At 70.4% G+C, this 18177-nt stretch carries 22 protein-coding genes; 9 read left to right on the top strand and 13 right to left on the bottom strand.

Annotated elements, in window-relative coordinates:
• Positions 1–439 precede the first annotated feature (439 nt).
• The 4 genes from HD597_RS52680 to HD597_RS52665 form a co-directional block, all read right to left on the bottom strand.
• On the bottom strand, positions 440–742 hold the full coding sequence (locus HD597_RS52680) for a hypothetical protein (RefSeq protein WP_253755272.1): 303 nt from the start codon (positions 740–742) through the stop codon (positions 440–442).
• A 338-nt stretch (positions 743–1080) separates the two neighbouring features.
• Positions 1081–1383, bottom strand: a complete 303-nt coding sequence (locus HD597_RS52675) for a hypothetical protein (protein WP_253755270.1) — start codon at positions 1381–1383, stop codon at positions 1081–1083.
• A gap of 330 nt (positions 1384–1713) precedes the next feature.
• Complete coding sequence (locus HD597_RS52670; protein ID WP_253759846.1) at positions 1714–2130, bottom strand: MarR family winged helix-turn-helix transcriptional regulator; 417 nt, start codon at positions 2128–2130, stop codon at positions 1714–1716.
• 26 nt (positions 2131–2156) lie between these two features.
• Positions 2157–2774, bottom strand: coding sequence for a type 1 glutamine amidotransferase family protein (locus HD597_RS52665; protein WP_253755268.1), 618 nt, complete (start codon positions 2772–2774; stop codon positions 2157–2159).
• Positions 2775–2835: 61 nt separating this feature from the next.
• Between HD597_RS52665 and mads6 the strand changes: the two genes are divergently transcribed.
• Entirely contained in the window at positions 2836–4182 is a 1347-nt protein-coding gene (gene mads6, locus HD597_RS52660; protein ID WP_253755266.1) for a methylation-associated defense system protein kinase MAD6, read from the top strand.
• Positions 4183–4311: 129 nt separating this feature from the next.
• Here mads6 and HD597_RS52655 read toward each other — a convergent pair whose 3' ends face one another.
• On the bottom strand, positions 4312–5115 hold the full coding sequence (locus HD597_RS52655) for an FKBP-type peptidyl-prolyl cis-trans isomerase (protein WP_253755264.1): 804 nt from the start codon (positions 5113–5115) through the stop codon (positions 4312–4314).
• 92 nt (positions 5116–5207) lie between these two features.
• On the opposite strand from HD597_RS52655, the gene HD597_RS52650 reads away from it, so the two are divergent.
• A complete protein-coding gene (locus tag HD597_RS52650) occupies positions 5208–6251 on the top strand; it encodes a DUF2293 domain-containing protein (RefSeq protein WP_253755262.1) in 1044 nt (347 codons plus the stop codon).
• 10 nt (positions 6252–6261) lie between these two features.
• Positions 6262–6636: an MmcQ/YjbR family DNA-binding protein gene (locus tag HD597_RS52645; RefSeq protein ID WP_253755260.1), complete on the top strand. Its 375-nt coding sequence runs from the start codon at positions 6262–6264 to the stop codon at positions 6634–6636.
• Here the strand turns inward: HD597_RS52645 and kynU are convergent.
• From kynU to HD597_RS52615, 6 genes are read right to left on the bottom strand one after another with little or no spacing between them, the layout of a single operon-like run.
• On the bottom strand, positions 6629–7834 hold the full coding sequence (gene kynU, locus HD597_RS52640; RefSeq protein ID WP_253755258.1) for a kynureninase: 1206 nt from the start codon (positions 7832–7834) through the stop codon (positions 6629–6631). The two genes, HD597_RS52645 and kynU, sit on opposite strands and share 8 nt — an antisense overlap.
• A complete protein-coding gene (locus tag HD597_RS52635; RefSeq protein WP_253755256.1) occupies positions 7831–8943 on the bottom strand; it encodes an ABC transporter substrate-binding protein in 1113 nt (370 codons plus the stop codon). Before HD597_RS52635 ends, kynU begins: the two co-directional genes overlap by 4 nt.
• A gap of 13 nt (positions 8944–8956) precedes the next feature.
• Entirely contained in the window at positions 8957–9472 is a 516-nt protein-coding gene (locus HD597_RS52630) for a 3-hydroxyanthranilate 3,4-dioxygenase (protein ID WP_253755254.1), read from the bottom strand.
• The gene (locus HD597_RS52625) at positions 9469–9879 is read right to left on the bottom strand and encodes a RidA family protein (protein WP_253755252.1); all 411 of its coding nucleotides are present in this window, start codon (positions 9877–9879) and stop codon (positions 9469–9471) included. Before HD597_RS52625 ends, HD597_RS52630 begins: the two co-directional genes overlap by 4 nt.
• A gap of 23 nt (positions 9880–9902) precedes the next feature.
• A complete protein-coding gene (locus HD597_RS52620) occupies positions 9903–10700 on the bottom strand; it encodes a 2-keto-4-pentenoate hydratase (RefSeq protein ID WP_253755250.1) in 798 nt (265 codons plus the stop codon).
• Positions 10693–12102, bottom strand: coding sequence for an aldehyde dehydrogenase family protein (locus tag HD597_RS52615; protein ID WP_253755248.1), 1410 nt, complete (start codon positions 12100–12102; stop codon positions 10693–10695). Before HD597_RS52615 ends, HD597_RS52620 begins: the two co-directional genes overlap by 8 nt.
• A 141-nt stretch (positions 12103–12243) precedes the next feature.
• On the opposite strand from HD597_RS52615, the gene HD597_RS52610 reads away from it, so the two are divergent.
• From HD597_RS52610 to HD597_RS52590, 5 genes are all read left to right on the top strand, one after another.
• Positions 12244–12960, top strand: a complete 717-nt coding sequence (locus HD597_RS52610) for a dienelactone hydrolase family protein (RefSeq protein ID WP_253755246.1) — start codon at positions 12244–12246, stop codon at positions 12958–12960.
• A 56-nt stretch (positions 12961–13016) separates the two neighbouring features.
• Complete coding sequence (locus HD597_RS52605) at positions 13017–13571, top strand: VanZ family protein (RefSeq protein ID WP_253755244.1); 555 nt, start codon at positions 13017–13019, stop codon at positions 13569–13571.
• Positions 13572–13712: 141 nt separating this feature from the next.
• Positions 13713–14465 carry a GntR family transcriptional regulator gene (locus HD597_RS52600; RefSeq protein ID WP_253755242.1) on the top strand — a complete coding sequence of 251 codons (753 nt, stop codon included), beginning with the start codon at positions 13713–13715 and terminating at the stop codon, positions 14463–14465.
• 124 nt (positions 14466–14589) lie between these two features.
• On the top strand, positions 14590–14832 hold the full coding sequence (locus HD597_RS52595) for a hypothetical protein (RefSeq protein WP_253755240.1): 243 nt from the start codon (positions 14590–14592) through the stop codon (positions 14830–14832).
• Positions 14833–15005: 173 nt separating this feature from the next.
• Complete coding sequence (locus tag HD597_RS52590) at positions 15006–15575, top strand: hypothetical protein (RefSeq protein ID WP_253755238.1); 570 nt, start codon at positions 15006–15008, stop codon at positions 15573–15575.
• A 4-nt stretch (positions 15576–15579) separates the two neighbouring features.
• Here HD597_RS52590 and HD597_RS52585 read toward each other — a convergent pair whose 3' ends face one another.
• On the bottom strand, positions 15580–16596 hold the full coding sequence (locus tag HD597_RS52585; protein WP_253755236.1) for a coiled-coil domain-containing protein: 1017 nt from the start codon (positions 16594–16596) through the stop codon (positions 15580–15582).
• A gap of 150 nt (positions 16597–16746) precedes the next feature.
• Between HD597_RS52585 and HD597_RS52580 the strand changes: the two genes are divergently transcribed.
• A complete protein-coding gene (locus HD597_RS52580; RefSeq protein ID WP_372513598.1) occupies positions 16747–17268 on the top strand; it encodes a gamma carbonic anhydrase family protein in 522 nt (173 codons plus the stop codon).
• Here HD597_RS52580 and HD597_RS52575 read toward each other — a convergent pair.
• Positions 17240–18118 carry a hypothetical protein gene (locus HD597_RS52575; protein WP_253755232.1) on the bottom strand — a complete coding sequence of 293 codons (879 nt, stop codon included), beginning with the start codon at positions 18116–18118 and terminating at the stop codon, positions 17240–17242. The genes HD597_RS52580 and HD597_RS52575 overlap by 29 nt on opposite strands.
• Between the last annotated feature and the right edge of the window lie 59 nt (positions 18119–18177).

Raw genomic sequence — 18177 nt, 5'->3', positions numbered from 1 at the left:
CTCCCGGCGCCGTGTTCATACGTGCAAAGCTGTGAGGTGCCCGCTGTCAACGATCGTGGCGGACATCGGGAATGACAACTCGAAATGTCCTCATGGAGGTCAAGGAGGCGCTTGGATTCTTTGGCACTGGATTTCGGCGACCGGGGAAGTCGTCATTGAGTGTCGGTGTCCGTGGATATCGGCGTCCGTGTCACTACGATTTTCCCGGTCGGCTCCGGCACAAGCTCGGAAGCGTTCGCCGTACGTCCTCGGGTGATCTTCACCCGTCACGCCGGGGACGTACGGACCCCGAACGCCTCAGTGCCCCGAAAGCCGCTCCGTGACCTCGCGAGTCTCCACGATCAAGTTCTTTCGTGCACCTGGGGGAGAGGAGGGCGGTTGGCCACGCGGCCCGCTCCGGTGCGGTGCCGCCGCACCTCCTCTGCCTCCACCGCGGAACTTACTCGGACTTGGAGTGCCCGTTGTCGATCTCGGTGTCCTTGTTGTGGTCGCCGACGGAGGGCTGGTTGTTGTTCAGCGCCTGGACGTTGACCTCGTCGAGGATGTTGATGATCTCGACCTCGAGGTCGTTCAGCGAGTGGTTGGCGACGTCGTTCAGGATGTCGTCGATGATCTGGAACTGGCTGAGGATGGCCTGGCCACCGTTGTTCGGGTTGGGGCCGACGCCAGCGGACGCGGCGGTCGCGGAGAACCCGAATGCGGCGGCCGCGATAGCGGCACCGGCCAGAATACGACGGATCATGATTGCTTTCCTCCATGGATCGGCGCGGAATTCGGCGCCATAGTCGTTCGTGCAGGGCTGTGAGGTGCCGCCAATAACAATTGCGGCGGGCGGCGGAACCCGCAACCCGGAAAGGCCTCATGGAGGTCAAGAAGCCGCCTCGATTCTTTGGTGTCGGGTTATCCCGCTCAGGAAACCGGCGTCGATCAACACGGTTGCCCACCCGAAACATCGACGGCGCTAATGTCTTTCCATGGCCTCGCGGAGCACCACCGCCGGCTCATTCGCACACGCGCGGGAGGAGGGAGGCCGGGCCATGGCGCCCGGCCGCCGCTCCCCCGTCCGCGGACGCCCTGCGTCTACTCGGCGCCGGCCAGGCCGTTCTCGATGTCGGTGTCCACGTTGTGGGCACCGACAGTGGGCTGGTTGTTGTTCAGCAGCGGGACGTTGACCTCGTCCAGAAGGCCGATGAACTTGAGTTCGAGATCGTTGGCCGAGTGGTTGAGCACGTGGTTCAGCGCGTCGTCGATGACCTGGAACTGGCTGAGGATGGCGGCGCCCTCGTTGCGCACGTTGGGGCCGACGCCAGCGGACGCGGCGGTCGCGGAGAACCCGAAGGCGACGGCCGCGATAGCGGCACCGGCCAGAATACGACGAATCATGATTGCTTTCCTCCGTGGATCGGCGCGGAATTCGGCGCCGTGGTCGTTCGTGCAGGGCTGTGAGGTGCCGCGAATAACCCTCACGGGACGCGACGACGACCGCAACTCGGAAAGTCCTCGGCTAGGTCAAAGTGCCGCCTCTATTTTTTGGCGTCGGTTTTTCCCGGCCCGCCGCGACACCGCCCCCCGCAGGACTTCAGCGATCCGCCATTCAACCGGTGTCGCGCGCCGGCGAGACGGCCACGGGGAATTGGTTCACCGCTCTTTGGACAAATTCGACCGGCTCTTTGGGAGTACTTCCGGCGCCGGCGCGCTTGCCGCCGGCGCCGGTCACGATTGTTCCGCCAGGCGGTCGAGGGCGGCGGAGAGGCGCTGGAGCACCTCCAGGCACTGCCGGGCGTCGTCCGCTCCCAGCTCGCCCACGAGCCGGTCGGCGAACGCCTGGTGGCCGGGGTCGATCCTGGCGATCGCCTCCCGCCCGGCCTGCGTGGGCCGCAGCAGCTTGGCCCGCCGATGCGCGGGATTGGGCCGGTACTCGGCCAGGCCCCGCTCCACCAGCAGGTCCGCGATGCGCTGCACCCCCTGCCTGGTCATCCCCATGACGCGGGCGATCCCCGCGACGGGCAGGGGCTCGCGCAGGACGGCGCCGAGCACCTGCCACCACGCGGCCGTCACCCCGGCCGGCCTCGCCAGCTCCTCGGCCACCTGGAGGAACTGCCCGTTGAGCCGGAAGGCCCCCAGCGCCATCCCCGACAACAGCTCGCCGCTCTCGCTCACGCCGTCATCAACACTTCGAAGGCCGAGGCGTCACTCCTGGAGAACAGCCGGAACCAGGCGTCCAGCACCTCGGGCCGGTAGACGTCGAGCCGCCGGAAGACCTCCCTGGCGAAGGCCACCGGCTCGGTCGGGCCGGCCGTGACGAGGTCGCCGTCGAGCACCGCGTCACGGTCGAGGTAGTGCCCGGCTCCGGCGTACCCCTCCTGGGCCTCCAGGTACTGCGCCACGGCGCTGGTGTGGTCGCGGTCGTCCAGCAGCCCCTCGCGGGCCAGCCCCGCCGTCGCGCCGCAGATGGCGGCCACCGGCACGCCCGCGTCGAGGAACTCCCGGGCCTTGCGGGCGAACGGCGCCAGCGAGTCGCCCGCGTCCCACAGGTCGGCGCCCGGCAGGAGGAGTAGCGCACTCCCGGCCGGGGAGAGGTCTGCCAGCGCGAGATCCGGGGTGATGCGCAGGCCGCCCATGGTGACGACCGGGTCGGTCGTCAGGCCGACGGTGACGATCTCGTATCCGCCAGATTCGCGCTGGTAGTTGCCGTTGCGCAGGTGAGCGGTGAGGTGACCGGTCTCCCAGTCGGCGAGCGTGTCATAGATGGCGTGGTGAACGATTTTCTTCATGACAGCATCTTGTCATAACGACAACATGCTGTCAACTCATAACCGTGGAAGGATAGGCCGCATGGCAGAGATCGTCGGCGGAGGACGTCCGGTCAACGACGCCGAGCGGCGCGTGATCGCTTATCTCCGTGACCGTGCGCCCGCCGACTGGCTGCTGTTGCACAACGTCGAGGTCCCGCGCGGCTCCGACATCTTCGAGGTCGACCTGCTCGTGCTGACCGGCCACTCGCTCGTCGTGGTCGACGTCAAGGGCACCCGGGGGCGCATCGAGGTGTCGGGCACGCGCTGGTTCCCGCCGCGCCGGGAGGCGTTCGGGTCGCCGGTGACCAAGCTGCGCGGCACCGCCAAGGCGCTCAAGGGCCTGCTGGTGTCCAGGGCCACCCAGCTGGAGCGCGTCTACGTCGACAGCCTGGTCGTGCTCACCTCGCCCGACGCCGAGCTGGTCGACCCCGCGGGGCGCGACGCGGTCAACGTCACCGACCTGGCCGGCCTGCTGGCCACGCTGAGCGACGTCTCGCGGGTCAGGCGCGGGTGCAGCCCCGACGCCAGGCCGTACCTCACCGCGATCCTCGACGCGCTCAACCAGACCGTACGCCGCAGCACGGCCCCGCCCAGATACGGCAACTGGGAGGTCGAGGAGCAGCTCGGCGGCGACTCCAAGGTCACCGAGTACCGCGCGTTCAACGTCACGCTGCCCGGCAGCGAGACCGTGCTGCTGCGGGTCTACCAGGCCGATCCGCTGGCCGACCAGCAGGCGCGGGCGGCCGAGCGGCAGCGCATCGCCAACGCGTACCAGACGCTGGCCAGGATCCCGCCCCACCCCTGTGTGGTGCGCTCGCGCGACTTCTTCGCCATCGACGACGAGAGCCGCTTCGTGCTGGTGCTCGACGACGTCCACGGCGAGGCGCTGCACCTGGCGCTGGGCAAGGGCGCGCCGCTCGGCGTGATCCAGGACCTGCTGCGGGGGCTGGCCCACGCCCACGCCAACGGCGTGGTGCACCGGGCGCTCACCCCCGCCGCCGTGCTGGTCACCGACGGCGGGCACGCGGTGCTGACCGGGTTCGACTACGCCAAGCCCGGGCCGCGCAACTACACCGTGGCCCACGAGCTGGGCAACATCCTCGACGCCGCGTACGTGGCGCCGGAGTGCCAGGAGCGGGCCGACCTGATGACGACCGCCTCCGACGTGTACGCCGCCGGCGTCATCGCCTTCCAGCTCCTCACCGGCCAGCTCCCCACCAGCGGCGACGCCCACGGGCCCGACGTGCCCGAGGTGGTGCGGCGCATGCTCGACCACTCCCCCGCCAAGCGCCCGTCGGCGGCCGAGGCGCTGGAGATGCTGCGCAGCACGCCCGTTCAGGGCTCGCGGCTCAGGCGGTTCGTCCGTCGCATAGTGTCGCGATCATGACTGTCCGGCTGCGTCCCGTCGAAGAGGATCATCGCGGCCGGCGGGCCGGTGGCATGACGGCGTGCTCCACAGCATGATCCGCGCCGACCTCGGCTGAGGGCGGGCCGGGCACCGGCAGGTGCCTCCGGCCTACGCGCGGGTGATCGTGTCGAGGATGTCGATCACGTACAGCATGGGCCGCGGGCCCGGCGACGGCACCGCCACCCGGCTGCCGACCCGCCGGCCGGCCAGCGCGCCGACCCAGGCCGCCGGCACCGACCCCGCCTCCAGCGTGAACGCGCTGGGCCCGCCCCGCCGGTACGACGAGTCCACGACGGCCCTCGACGGCCACGACGCGGCCACGTACTGGATGACCACCCTCGACCCCGCCACGACCTCCTGGCCGGATCCGTCGATCAGGGTGCGCGGCGGCGCGTCGGGCGTGAGGCCGGCGGGGATGACCGGCAGCGTGCGGCCGACGAGGCGCGCGTCGGCCGGGTAGCCGCCCAGGATGTCGAAGACGAGCACCAGCGTGTCGGCGGGCGAGACGCCGGTCAGCGGCACGTCCGGCCCGGCGGCCTCTCCCGCCGGGCTGACCAGCATGACGCGGCTGCCTGCCGGCCGGCCGATGAGCGACTGACGCCAGGTCTCCGCCACCTGCCTGCCGTCGAAGACGACCGTGGTGGGCTGGTTGCCGTCGTGGGTGCTCAGGTACGGCCGGTTGCCCGACCAGCGCCGGATGTCCACGTCGGCGAGCACCACGTCCCCTGGCACCGTACGCCGCCCGCTCCCGACCGACAGCACCGTGATCCGCGGCGTGCGCCCCGGCTTGCCCTTGGGTATGGAGACGATCGGCTTGCTGCCGAACCTTCCCGTCACGACGGGTTGCGTGCCCTCCTCCGCCACACCGCACGAGGTGGTGAGCACGAGGAGCGCAGGCCAGAACAGACGCACGATTCCCTCCAGGGCCAGATCCAGAGGAGTTACTTGCCGCATCTGTCCCAAGGAAAGCTTCGAGGCTCGCCATCTCACGACAAACTTGGAGCGTGAGTAAGCCCAACCTGGCTCGGCGGGTCGCGGAGGCGGCCGAGATCGCCCTGACCACCCGCAAGTACGTGACGTTCATCGACGTGGTGACGGGCCTGCGCTGGCTGCACTCCAGGCATGTGGACACCTGGCGGCAGGGCCGGGCGGCCACGCTGGCCGAGCTGGCGGCCGTGGACGAGGACCGCCTGCTCACCGCGGCCGGCCTGCTGCGCGACTGGGCGCGGTCCAAGGGGCTGCGGCCGGTGGACACGCCGTACGTGGCCGGCACCCGCGACCGCCGCGAGCTGCGCTTCACCGCCCGGCACGAGCAGGAGCCGTTCCGGGTGCACTGGCTCTCGCCCGACCTCAGCGAGGCCAGGGTGCGCCGGCTCACCGAGGCGCAGAGCAAGGCGCCCGACCTGGTGGCGGTGGCTCCACTGGAGGCGTGGACGTGCGCGTCCTGCGGCGACACCGGGCCCTATCTGATCATGGAGGACGACCGGCCGCACTGCCTGACCTGCGCGGACCTGGATCATTTGATGTTCCTGCCCTCGGGCAACGCGGCGCTCAGCCGCCGGGCCAAGCAGGAGAGCGGCCTGTCGGCGGTGGTCGTCCGGTACAACCGGCGGCGCAAGGTCTACCAGCGCATGGGCCTGCTGGTGGAGGAGGCCGCGCTGGCCGCGGCCGAGGAGCGCTGCCTGGCCGACGAGGAGGTGCGGCTACGCCGCCGCGAGCGCGACCGCGTGCGCAGGGCCGAGCAGGACGTGGAGTACCAGACCGCGATGGCCGCCGCGATCGCCCGGCTGTTCCCCGGCTGCCCGGACGAGCGGACGCGGGAGATCGCCGAGCACGCCGGCCAGCGCGGCAGCGGCCGGGTGGGCAGGTCGGCGGCGGCCAGGGCGCTCGACGAGAACGCCATCACGCTCGCCGTGATCGCCTCGATCCGCCACCTCGACACCGACTACGACAACCTGCTCATGTCGGGCGTCCCACGGATGGAGGCCCGCGAGCGGATCAGAGCCGGTATCGAACGCAAGCTCGAAGAGTTCCGCCGTCCGGGTTAAGGTCGGGAGCATGAGTGACGACTGGCACGACGTCAGGCAAGCGCTGCGCGCCTTCGCGCTCGGCCTGCCGGAGGCCCACGAGGACCACCCCTGGGGCGACACCGTCATCAAGGTCAACAAGAAGGTCTTCCTCTTCCTCGGCGTCGACGAGCAGACCGAGAAGTGGGACCCTTCGTTCGGCGTGAAGCTCCTGTCGGAGGCGCACGGCCACGCGCTGACCGTCGAGGGCGCCCGGCCCAGCGGTTACGGGCTGGGCAAGGCGGGCTGGGTGACCGTGCCGTTCCTGGGGCGGCTCCCGGAGACCGAGGTGCTGCTCGACTGGGTCGAGGAGAGCTACCGCGCCATCGCGCCCAAGCGGGCGGTCAAGGAGCTCGACCTCAGGTGACGGCCAGGCGGGTGGTGTACCTGTCGTCCCGCCACAGCTCCTTGTCCAGCACGTCCAGCAGCGTCGTGGCGGCGTCGTACACGTCGGCGTAGCCGATGTAGAGCGGCGCGAAGCCGAACCTGAGCACGTCCGGCGCCCGGAAGTCGCCGTGCACGCCGCGGTCGATCAGCGCCCGCATCACCGGGTACCCGTCGGGGTGGCGCAGCGACACCTGGCTGCCCCGCGCGGCCGGGTCGGCGGGCGAGGCCAGCTCCAGCCGGTCGCCGACCAGCTCCACGAACAGCTCGCCCAGCGCCATGCTCTTGGCCCTGACCTGTGCCATCGGCACCCGCTCCCACACGTCCAGCGCCGCCTCCAGCGCCGCGAACGACAGCACGTGCGGGGTGCTCACGGCGAAGCGCCGCACCCCCTCGGCCGGGCGGTAGCCGGTCTCGAACGCGAACGGCTCGGCGTGGCCGTACCAGCCTGACAACACGTTCTCGGCGGCGGCCTGGTGGCGCGGGTGGACGTAGAGGAACGCGGGCGCGCCGGGACCGGCGTTCAGATACTTGTACGTGCATCCCACAGCGAAGTCCGCCCCCGAGACGTCCACCTCCATGGCGCCCACGCTGTGGCACAGGTCCCACACGATGAGCGCCCCGGCGGCGTGCGCCTCGGCGGTGACCGCGGGCACGTCCTGGCGGGCGCCGGTCCGGTAGTCCACCTCCGACAGCAGCACCACGGCCGCGCCGTCGAACCCCTCGCTGAGGTCGCGCAGCTCGTAGCCGCCCAGCAGCGAGGCCAGCCCCTGCACCATGTAGTGGTCGGTGGGGAAGTTCCGCGTGTCGGAGACGATCACGCGCCGCTCGGGCCGCAGCTTCAGGGCCGCCGCCACGGCCTGGAAGACCGCGATCGAGGTGCTGTTGCCCACGACGACCTGGCCGGGGCCCGCGCCGATCAGCGGGGCGATCCGGTCACCGGCGGCGAGCGGCTGCTCGTACCAGCCGGCGTGGTTCCAGCCGCCGACGAGGTGCCTGCCCCACTCGTCCTCGACCGTCCTGCGCAGCCGCTCGGCGGCCCGGCGGGGCGGCGCGCCGAGCGAGTTGCCGACGAGGTAGATCACCCCTTCCGGCAGCACGAACTCGTCCTTGAACTTCCGCAGCGGGTCCGCGGCGTCGAGCGCGAGACACTGGTCGCGATCCAAGGTCACTCCCGTCATGGAGGAATGGTGGCTATCACCCTGTTCACACCATTCTCGTACTGACGGGCGTACCAGTTCTGCACCGGGTTGTGCTCCTCGTCCAGCCGGAACGTGCCACGCGGGCCCGCCAGCTCACCGACCTCCCCCAGCGCGCGGGTCAGGTCGCCACCCCTGGCCAGGGCGGCGTCGATGAGGCGCATGGCGTCCCAGCTCTGCAGGGCCACGGCCGACGGGTTCCCGCCGGTCCTGGCCCGCCACCGGGCCACGAAGGCGGCGTTGTCCGGGTTGTCCAGCGCGGGCGAGTACATGCCGACGCTCGTGATGCCCTCGGCGTCGGGGCCGACGGCCCGCAGCACGTCCTCGTCCGTGAGGTTCATGCAGGCCAGCAGCTCGATCCTGGTGTCGTAGCCGAGCTGCTTGAACGTCCTGGCGAACGCGACCGCCTCGCCGCCTGCGTAGAAGGCGAACAGCAGGCCGGCCTCGGGCGGGATCTGGTCGAGGTACGGCTTGAGGTCGGTGACCCGGCCGTGCGGGGTCAGGATGCGCTTGAGCGGCTCGGCCCCGTACCCCTGGGTGAAGCCGTCGAGCGTCTCGACGCCGGCGGGGTGGTCGGAGGCCATGAGCACCGTGCCGCGCCGCCCGTACCGCTCGGCGGCGTAGCGGCCCGCGGCGTGGCCGTGGTCGTGGTCGGTGTAGGAGACGCGGAAGACGTTCGGGCCGCCCAGCATGCCGGAGCCGGCGTTGGCGACCACCACCGGCGTCCCGCCTGCGGTCTCGTCCACCACCGACACGGCGACGGGTGAGGCGATCAGGCCCGTGAGCACGTCCACGCCCGCGTCGTCGATCAGCCTCCTGGCCTCCTTCCTGCCCTGCTCGGAGTTGCCCCCGTCGTCGGCCACCACCAGCTCGGCCGCCCTGCCGCCCAGGCGGCCGCCGTGGTCGTCGAGATACAGGCGCATGGCGGTCTCCATGTCGTCGCCGAGCACGGCGTACACGCCGGTCTGCGAGATGATCGCGCCGACCTTGACCGGGAGCCCGTCCTCGTCAGGCGGCACCGTCCCGCCGCAACCGGCGGCCATCAGCACCGCCAGGCCGACCACGGGCAGCCCCAGCACGGGTGCGCGCATGGGGTGGCTCCGTTCAGCCCTTGCCGGGATGCAGCGCGCCGCATCGATCGCAGGTGCGGGCCTTCTCGTCGCCGTAGAACGCCTCGAAGACCGGCGGCAGGTCCTTGACGATGTCACGCACCTGCAACTCCACCTCGTGCACCAGAGCGCCGCACTCCGTGCAGTACCACTGGAACCTCTCCAGCTCGCCCTCCGGCCGGATCCGCTCGACCACCAGGCCCACGGACCCGGCCTCCGGCCGCTGCGGCGAGTGCGGCATCCGCGGCGGCAGCAGCCACATCTGCCCCTCGCGGATGTGCACGGTCTCCGGGCCGTTCTCGGTCACCACGTTGACGTGCATGTTGCCGCGCACCTGGTAGAAGAGCTCCTCGTACGGATCCACGTGGAAGTCCGTCCTGGAGTTGGGCCCGCCGACCACCATCACGATGAAGTCGTTCGCCGCCTCGAAGACCACCTTGTTGCCGACCGGCGGCTTGAGCAGATGGGCGTGCTCGTCGATCCAGGCGGTGAAGTCGATGGGAGGGATCATGAGATCTCCTGGGGGTGGTAGGCGACGGCTTGCATCTCGATGAGGAGGTGCGGATGCGGGAGCTGGTGCACCGCGACCGTGGCCCTGGTGGGCCCCTCCTCGTCGAAGAACTCGGCGTAGACCTCGTTGTAGCCCTTGAAGTCGTTCATGTTCACCAGGTACGTGGTGATCTGCACCAGGTCGGCCAGCGAGCCGCCCGCGGCCTTGAGGATGTCGCCGATGTTCTCGATGACCGCCCTGGTCTGGGCGCGGATGTCCAGGCTGGTCGCGCCGTGCTTGTCCACCTCGACGCCCACGAACGTGTCGTCGGGGCGCCGGCAGCTCGTGCCCGAGACGTACAGGAAGTCTCCGGCCCGCTTGACATGCGGGAACCTGCCTCGCGGGGTGGCCTTGCCGGGCACGCGCATGGCCTTCGGTCGTACTTGGGGGCTCACTTGCCGAACACCGCCCGCACCGGGCCGAGCCCCTCGATCCGCGCCTCGAACACGTCACCCGGCTCGACGGGCACCACCGGCCCGAGCGCGCCGGTCAGCACCACGTCACCGGCCCGCAGCGGGCTGCCGGTGCGGCCCAGGCGGTTGGCCAGCCAGACGGCGGCGTTGAGGGGGTGCCCCAGGCACGCCTCGCCGGAGCCGGTCGAGACCTCCTGGTCGCCGCGCGTCATCGTCATGCGCGCCGCCCGAAGGTCGAGGCCCAGCAGCGGCACGGGCGTGGTGCCGAGCACGAACGCGCCGGACGAGGCGTTGTCGGCGATCGTGTCGACCAGCCTGATGTCCCAGCCGGCGATCCGCGAGTCGGCGATCTCGATCGCCGGCAGCACGAACTCCACCGCCCTGATCACGTCGGCCACCGTGAACGGGCCGCCCGACAGGTCCCTGTCGAGCACCAGCGCGACCTCGGCCTCGGCCCGCGGCTGCAGGAACCGGCCCGGCGGGATGGGCTGCCCGTCGCAGTAGCAGGCGTCGGCGAACAACATGCCGAAGTCCGGCTGGTCGATGCCGAGTTGCTGCTGGATGGCGGTGTTCGTCAGGCCGATCTTCCTGCCGACCGGCCGCCGCCCCGCGCCGAGCGCCTGCCTCGTGCCCAGCTCCTGCACGGCGTACGCGTCGGCCGCCGTGCCCACCAGGTCCCTGATCGGCGCGCAGGGCAGGCCTGTGCGCGCCGCCTCGGCCAGCCGCTCGGCCGCCTGGGCGTGCGCGTCCACTGCCTGGGACCATTCGTCATGCATCGGGCTGCTCCAGTTTGATGGTGATCGTGGTGGGTTCGGAGTAGAAGTCGAGCGAGCGGGTGCCGCCCTCCCTGCCGATGCCCGACAGCTTCACACCGCCGAACGGGGTACGCAGGTCGCGCAGGTACCAGGTGTTGACCCAGACGAGCCCGGCCTCCAGGCGCTGGGCCACGCGGTGGGCGCGGTCGAGGTTCGTGGTCCACAGCGTGGCGGCCAGGCCGTACTCGCTGCCGTTGGCCAGGTCGACGGCCTCGGCCTCGCTGTCGAAGGGCGCGACGTGGCACACGGGACCGAAGATCTCTTCTCTGTTGAACCTCGACCATTCAGACAAGCCTGTCACCACCGTCGGCTCCACGAAATAGCCGGAATCGCGATGATCGCCGAACACGGGGACACTCCCCCCTGCGAGCACCTTGGCTCCCTCCGAGCGGGCCAAGGCGTAGTAGGAGAGCACCTTCTCACGGTGCTCCGCCGAGATCATGGGCTGGAGCTCCACCTCCTGGGCGCGGGCGGCCAGCCGGGCGCAGAAGTCCTCGAAGATCGAGCGGTGCACGTACATGCGCTCGGTGCACAGGCAGACCTGGCCGCCGTTGGTGAAGACCGACTTCACCGTGCCCTCGACCGCCTTGTCCAGGTCACAGTCCTCGAAGACTAGCCCGGCGTTCTTGCCGCCCAGCTCGAACGAGATCGGCTTGACGCGGTCGGCCACCGACTTCATGATCGCCGTGCCCGTGCCGGTCGAGCCGGTGAACGTCACGGCGTCCACCCCGGGATGCTCGACGAGGAGCTGGCCGGCGGAGCCGTACCCGTAGATGACGTTGACCACGCCGGCCGGCAGCCCGGCCTCGGCGCAGAGCTCGGCGAACACGGCGGTCGAGCCCGGCGTCTGCTCCGACGGCTTGACCACCACCGTGTTGCCCGCGACCAGGGCGGGCGCGAGCTTCCAGGTCATGAGCAGGAACGGCAGGTTCCACGGGACGATCACCGCGACCACGCCGAGCGGCCTGCGCACGGTGTAGCTGAGCATGCCCGACAGGTGGAAGGCGTCCTCCGGACGCTGGGCGGCCATCTCGGCGAAGGCTCGGAAGTTGGCGATGCCGCGCGGGATGTCGAGGGTACGGGTCTGCTCCAGCGGCTTGCCCGTGTCGGCGATCTCCGCCGCGACCAGGTCGTCGAAGCGGGCCTCGATGCCCTCGGCCAGCCGCCGCATCCAGCCTGCGCGCTCTCCGACAGGCATCGCCGCCCAGTCGCGGGCCGCCTCTCGCGCCGCCCGCACCGCCCGGTCGACCACCTCGGGATCGGCCTCGTGGACCTGCCTGACCACCGCCCCCGTGACCGGGTCGTGGACGGGGAACGCCTTGCCCGCGGCCACCGGCTGGCCACCGATGAAATGGGTCAGCACAACCGTCTCCTCATTTCTCCCTCGCCTCCCGGTATAGATCGCTGTGCGGCTCGTGGACAACAGGAAGTCCCGGGGACACGGAACCTCCGATCGCATCGTCTCGCCCGAACGCGGCGCGCGCCATGCGCGATGCTGGTGGACATGCAGACCCGTACAGATCACATCGCCGCCCACGACGGCACGTTCGACGTCCACGTGTGGCTGCCCGACTCCGGCTCGGGCCCCGGCATCCTCCTGGTCCAGGAGATCTACGGCGTGGGCCCGTACATCGAGAAGGTCGCCGTCGACCTGGCCTCCCGCGGCTACGTGGTGGCCGCGCCCGATCTGTTCTGGCGCTTGCAGCCGCACTGGCTGGGCGAGCACACGCCCGAGGGCACGCAGGCCGCGATCGAGCTGTCCCAGGGCTTCGACCTCGCGCACGGCGTGTCCGACTGCGCGCTCACGGTGGCCCATCTGAGCGCCATGCCGGAGGTGAGCGGCTCGGGGGGCGGCAGGGTCGGGGCGCTCGGCTTCTGCCTGGGCGGCTCGGTGGACTACATGCTCGCCACCCAGGTCGAGCTGGGCGCGGTGCTGTCCTTCTACGGCTCGGCCGTGCCCGACGCGACCGGGCTGATGGAGCGCATCCAGTCGCCGCTGCTGCTGGTGTTCGGGGGCAGCGATCCGTACATCCCGCGCGAGCGCGTGGCCGCCGTGGAGAAGGCCGCCGAGGGCCGGCCGAACGTGGTCGTGCACGTCGAGGAGGAGGCCGGGCACGCCTTCCACAACAGCGTGTCGCCGATGTTCCACCAGCCGGAGCCCGCGGCGCGCGCCTGGGAGGTGGCGATCGCGTTCCTGGACGAGCATCTGCCCGTCCGGTGAGACCTGTCCGATTGGACAGCTTCCGGTATCCCTAGATCAACCGCCATGATGTGCGAATGGCGCGGACGTGGGAATTGTGGGGAAACGTCATTATTGCTGGTACCTTTGCACTCCCCCTGGGCTTGCTAGCAATCATGCTTCTCTCCCGCCACCGCGCCCGCGCCGGCCATCCCGCGCCCCTGCGTGCCTCCCTGGCCGACGTCGGCATCCTGATCGGGACGGCGCCGTGGATCTGGATGATCCTGACGCCGGCGGAGGGCTTCTCAGAGGTGAACCTCGTGCCGTTCACCGACCTCGCGGACCTGGCCGGGGCACCGTGGGAGGCGGTGTCGGTGCAGGTCGGGGGCAACTTGCTGGTGTTCGCGGCGCTGGGCGCGCTGCTGCCGGTGCGCAGCCGCGCGATGTCCTCACTCGGCCGCGTTGCGGCGGTCGCGGCGGCCTTTTCGGTCCTGGTCGAGACCCTTCAGTACGTGTTCCGTCTGGGGCGTCTGTCCTCTGTGGACGACGTCATCCTCAATGCGACCGGAGCGGTGATCTTCGCTTTGGTTACTCGCCGCTGGTGGGCCCGGTCGAATACCGGCGCGGACCGTTCCACGATTACGGCCAGCTAAAACACTGCGGAATTCACCACTCGGGCACGATCCTCTCAAAATCAGCCCGCGACCACGGCCTGCTTCTGTGCGATCGTGGACAAGACGGGGCAAGTTCTCTGGAGACGCCACAACCTGGTTGGTGACAGAGGGTGATCAAAGTTGTCTGAATCCCCGGTACCCCACGAGCCCCCTATCTATCGACGCATCGCCGACGGCCTCCGCGCCCGGATTCTGTCCGGCGAACTGCGCGACGGGGACCGACTACCGGGCGAGAACGCGCTTATGGCCGAATACGCAATCGCACGAGCCACCGCCAGGCAGGCGCTTGCCGTACTCATCAACGAAGGGCTGGCGGTGCCCAGACGAGGCTCGGGGGTTTACGTGCGGCTGTTCAAACCGATCCGCAGGCACGGCTCGCGCCGCCTGTCACGAGAGCAGTGGGGCCAGGGACGGGCCATCTGGGACGCCGACACGCGCGGCCGCCCCTTCACCGTCGACGCCTTAGAGGTGCTGTTGGAGCGAGCCACCGAGGATGTGGCCGCCGTGCTGGAGAGCGGCGAGGTCTGGGTACGCCGGCGCCGCTACTCGGTCGACACCAGGCCCGTGCAACTGGCCACCTCCTACTTCCCCGCCCGGCTGGTGGAGGGCAGCGCGATCACCCTCGCCGACACCGGCCCGGGCGGCGTCTACGCCAGGCTCAGCGACCTGGGCCTGCCCCCCGCACACTTCACCGAGGAGGTACGGGCCCGCATGCCCAGCCCGCGCGAGACCAGGCTGCTCGACCTGCCCGCCGGCACGCCCGTCATCGTGATCGCGCGCACCGCGTACACGTCGGGCGGGCTGCCGGTCGAGGTCAACGAGATGGTGCTGGACTCCGCGGCGTACGTACTCCAGTACGACTTCGACGCCTGATTCAAGAGGATCTGTCAAGCGATAGGTTGACCTGTCCTTGACGATCATTGTGCTCTCTAGAGAAGTGCCGCATCTTCTAAGGAGATGGAACCTCGCCCTGGGGGCCCGGGAAAGGCGGACAGCGATGTCCTTTGATCGGCATCTCGCCGAGATCGCCCGGGAGTACCCCCAGTGGACCATCTGGCGGAGCGATGCGGGCCGCTGGTGGGCCACGAGACACCATCCGCTGAGCGCGGCGCAGCGCGACGCCGGATGTGCGATGACCATCGACGCGGACGACCCGGACGGCCTGCGCGACCGGCTCCGGGACCAGGAAAGGCGGGCCGGCGAGCAGCACACGTGGCGAGCCGGGCCCGCACCACCTTGACGCGAGGCCGTGGAGCGTTCCGCGGCCCGCGTCCACGAGCAGCCCGGTGCCGGGTCCAGCGTCTCGGCGGCCCCGGCACCGGGCCCCCAAGATTCAGGAGGGGCCACGAACGCGGAAGTCTCCGACCCGATCGGGGGCGGGGGCTTCCGCTCCCCCACCCCTAGGGTGTGGGCATGCTGTTCGAGCGGCGGTTGCGTGAAGGCGTACAGGACGGATCGATCACCCTCGCCTTCAGGCGCTGGAAGCGTGCCCAGGTCACGGCGGGCGGGCGGTATCGCATGGGCTCCGGCCTGATGGCCGAGGTCACCTCGGTGGCGGTGACCTCGGCCGCGGACGTGACGGAGGGGGACGCCAGGGCGGCGGGCTATGACGACCGCGCCGCCCTCCTGGCGGACCTCGCCGCGCGCGGCCGCGACCCGATCCACCGCATCGGCCTGCGCCTGGTGACCGGGCCCGACCCGCGCGACGTGCTGGCCGCCGACGCCGTGCTGACGCCCGGCGACGTGGCCGAGCTGACCAGGCGCCTCGACCGCTGGGGGCCGTGGGCGCTGCGCACGCTGGAGCTCATCGCCGAACGGCCCGGGGTCCGGGCCGCCGACCTGGCCCCCGAGGTGGGGCAGGAGCTGCCCCGCTTCAAGCTGAACGTGCGCAAGCTGAAGGAGCTCGGGCTGACGATCAGCCTTGAGACCGGCTACCGCCTCTCACCCCGGGGCCAGGCCTACCTGTCGGCGCCGCGGCGCTGAGACGCTACTTGCGCGACTCCGACAGCCGGCCGATGTTCACGTCCGTGTCGTCGGAGATGACGCCCTCGCGCTGCTCGGGGTCGTCGTCCTTGACGATGACCCGCACGGTCTGCTCGGGGTCGTCCTCGCCGTTCTGCGGCTCGGGCTGGGCGGGCGGCGCGGGCTGGGCCGGCTGGGCCTGCGGGGCGGGCGGCGCGATGGCCTCGGGCACCAGCGAGCCGGCGTTCGCCTCGGCGCGCATGAGGTCCCCCAGCACCGAGCTGATCTCCGTCAGCCGCCGCACGACCTCGGTGTGCGTGTTGCTCAGGTACTCCACCCGGCGCCCGGCCTGCTCGTCCAGCGCCGTGGCCCGCTGGTGCGCGGTGGCCAGCATGTTCTCGGCCTCCTTGTGCGCCCCGGTCAGCACCTGCTCGGCCTGCGCGCCGGCGGACTGCGTCAGCTGCTCGGCCTCGGCCCTGGCCATGGTGACCGTGCGCTCGGCCTCGGCCCTGGCCTGCTGCAGCGTCTCCTCGGCCTCGGTGCGGGCGGAGGTGAGCTGCTCCTCCGCGTCGCCGCCAGCCTGGGCCAGCATGCGCTCGGCCGCCTGGGTGGCCTCGCTCACCCGCCGCTCGGCCTCGGCCTGGGCGGAGGTGAGGATCTTGTCGGCGGTCTCCCGGGAGGTGGTGACAAGCCGTTCAGCCTCGGACTTGGCCGCGTCGCGCACGCTGGCGGCCTCGGCCTCCGCGTCCTCGCGCTTGGCCGCGGCCTCCTCCTCACCGAGCCTGAGGATCTGCGCGAGCCTGGGGCTGAGGTCCTCATAGCTCTGCGGCGTCTCGACCATGCGGCGCCTGGCCTCGGCCAGCTCGATGCGGCCCTGCTCCGCCTGCTCGATGGCCCGTGCCAGCCGCTCTTCCAGATCCCTTATCTGGTTACGGGTGCGGATGATGTAGTCGTGAACCTGGCGGCGGTTGTAGCCGCGCATCACGACCTCGAAGGTGTCCTCTTGCATCAGATCGGGAATGCTCTCGTGCTGGTTCATCATGGCGATTACCTGGGGGTTTCGTCGTGAGGCGGGGGAAAACTAGCGGGTTGTGAGGGTCTGGCAACGGGACGTCAGGAAACGACTTTCCTGCCATCTGCCCACGTCCGCAACCCGAACGCCATACCCCGAGCTGGAATTACGATGTCTCGAATGTACATAGCAGCGTTGGACAACGGAGCAGTCCCGGACATACACCCTGAAGCGTACATAGCCCCTGGTGCGGTCGTGGTCGGCAACGTACGCGTGGGCCGGGCGTCCAGCATCTGGTACGGCTCCGTCCTGCGCGGGGACGACGAACGGATCGAGATCGGCGCGGAGTGCAACGTGCAGGACCTGTCGTGCCTGCACTCCGACCCGGGCGAGCCCGCGATCCTGGAGGACCGCGTCAGCCTGGGCCACAAGGCCATGGTCCACGGCGCCCACGTGGAGTCCGGCGCGCTGATCGGCATCGGGGCGATCGTGCTGGGCGGCGCCCGGATCGGCGCGGGCACGCTGGTGGCGGCCGGAGCCCTCGTGGGCCCCGGCAAGAAGATCCCGGCGGGCGTGCTCGTCGCGGGCGTGCCCGGCAAGATCGTACGCGAGCTCACCGACGACGACCGCGACTCCTTCGCCCGCACGCCGGACAACTACCTGGCCAAGGCACTCAGGCACCGGCAGGCGTCATCGCCTTGATCAGGACCGCGTCCGACACCGACGCCGTGTTGAGCGGGTCGGCGTAGTCAGGCAGCTCCGGCCTCAGGAAGCGGACGAAGTCGACCGTGAGCTTGAGGTCGGGCGTGCCCTTGACCTGCTTGGCGTTGCCCTTGGTCGCGTCCTTCTTGAGCGTGCTGTAGCTGTCCCAGTCGGTGTAGGCGGTCACGCCCCACTGGAGCACGTCGGGCAGGGTGGACGGCCAGCGCTGGGCCACCTTCCACGTGCCCTTGTCCTCCTTGTACAGCGCGACGAAGACCCGGCCGACCCTGGCCAGCGCGAGGTCCACCCAGCCGCTCTTGACGCCGATCTCCTTGGGCTTGGAGCTGCCGTCCTGCGTGAGCTTCGCCTCGACCTGGCCGCTCTTCTCGGCGGTGCCGGTGGTGACCGAGACCCAGTTGGGCTTGGCGTACGAGCCGGGCTGGCGGGCCATGAGGCCCCCGAGCGAGAACTTCCGCTTGGGCTGGCCGCCGCTTTTGCCCTCGACCTTGACCCGGGCGTGCATGACGATGTCGCCGGCGAGCTCCTGGTACACGAAGGGCCCGCGGAAGCCGTCGAACCACGCCGAGACATCGGGCTCCAGGTACATCGCGCCGTTCACGGTCTTGTTCACGTCGTACTTGGCGATCCGGTCGACGTCCTTCTCGGTCTCGCTGAGCTTGGTCCACACCTTGAGGTCCGCCGCGTCGTCGAACTCGGTGGAGGCCTCGCCCACCTCCCCGCCGGGAGCGGGCGGGGTGGCGTTCTGTAGCGTGAGAATGCCCGGCCCGCTGGGTGTCGGCTGCGCCGCCGTCGTCGTACCGCAACCGGAGAGCACGCCAACGACCGCCAACGTTCCTGCAACCTTCGCCCTCATAGCGGCCATTCTGCCGTGAAATGCCGATGGATGAT

Source organism: Nonomuraea thailandensis (assembly GCF_024172165.1).
In the GTDB taxonomy this organism is placed as follows: Bacteria; Actinomycetota; Actinomycetes; order Streptosporangiales; family Streptosporangiaceae; genus Nonomuraea; species Nonomuraea thailandensis.
The sequence above is the reverse complement of the archived record's forward strand: the minus strand, read 5'-3'. Positions and strand labels throughout refer to the sequence as shown.

Coding starts and splice junctions, on each gene's coding strand:
- HD597_RS52630 (WP_253755254.1), bottom strand. CDS start 9,472: ATGATCCCTCCCATCGACTTCACCGCCTGGATCGACGAGCACGCCCAT.
- HD597_RS52625 (WP_253755252.1), bottom strand. CDS start 9,879: ATGCGCGTGCCCGGCAAGGCCACCCCGCGAGGCAGGTTCCCGCATGTC.
- HD597_RS52585 (WP_253755236.1), bottom strand. CDS start 16,596: ATGATGAACCAGCACGAGAGCATTCCCGATCTGATGCAAGAGGACACC.
- HD597_RS52665 (WP_253755268.1), bottom strand. CDS start 2,774: ATGAAGAAAATCGTTCACCACGCCATCTATGACACGCTCGCCGACTGG.
- HD597_RS52610 (WP_253755246.1), top strand. CDS start 12,244: ATGCAGACCCGTACAGATCACATCGCCGCCCACGACGGCACGTTCGAC.
- HD597_RS52605 (WP_253755244.1), top strand. CDS start 13,017: ATGGCGCGGACGTGGGAATTGTGGGGAAACGTCATTATTGCTGGTACC.
- HD597_RS52590 (WP_253755238.1), top strand. CDS start 15,006: ATGCTGTTCGAGCGGCGGTTGCGTGAAGGCGTACAGGACGGATCGATC.
- HD597_RS52580 (WP_372513598.1), top strand. CDS start 16,747: ATGTACATAGCAGCGTTGGACAACGGAGCAGTCCCGGACATACACCCT.
- HD597_RS52670 (WP_253759846.1), bottom strand. CDS start 2,130: ATGGCGCTGGGGGCCTTCCGGCTCAACGGGCAGTTCCTCCAGGTGGCC.
- HD597_RS52595 (WP_253755240.1), top strand. CDS start 14,590: ATGTCCTTTGATCGGCATCTCGCCGAGATCGCCCGGGAGTACCCCCAG.
- HD597_RS52620 (WP_253755250.1), bottom strand. CDS start 10,700: ATGCATGACGAATGGTCCCAGGCAGTGGACGCGCACGCCCAGGCGGCC.
- HD597_RS52680 (WP_253755272.1), bottom strand. CDS start 742: ATGATCCGTCGTATTCTGGCCGGTGCCGCTATCGCGGCCGCCGCATTC.
- HD597_RS52675 (WP_253755270.1), bottom strand. CDS start 1,383: ATGATTCGTCGTATTCTGGCCGGTGCCGCTATCGCGGCCGTCGCCTTC.
- HD597_RS52635 (WP_253755256.1), bottom strand. CDS start 8,943: ATGCGCGCACCCGTGCTGGGGCTGCCCGTGGTCGGCCTGGCGGTGCTG.
- kynU (WP_253755258.1), bottom strand. CDS start 7,834: ATGACGGGAGTGACCTTGGATCGCGACCAGTGTCTCGCGCTCGACGCC.
- HD597_RS52645 (WP_253755260.1), top strand. CDS start 6,262: ATGAGTGACGACTGGCACGACGTCAGGCAAGCGCTGCGCGCCTTCGCG.
- mads6 (WP_253755266.1), top strand. CDS start 2,836: ATGGCAGAGATCGTCGGCGGAGGACGTCCGGTCAACGACGCCGAGCGG.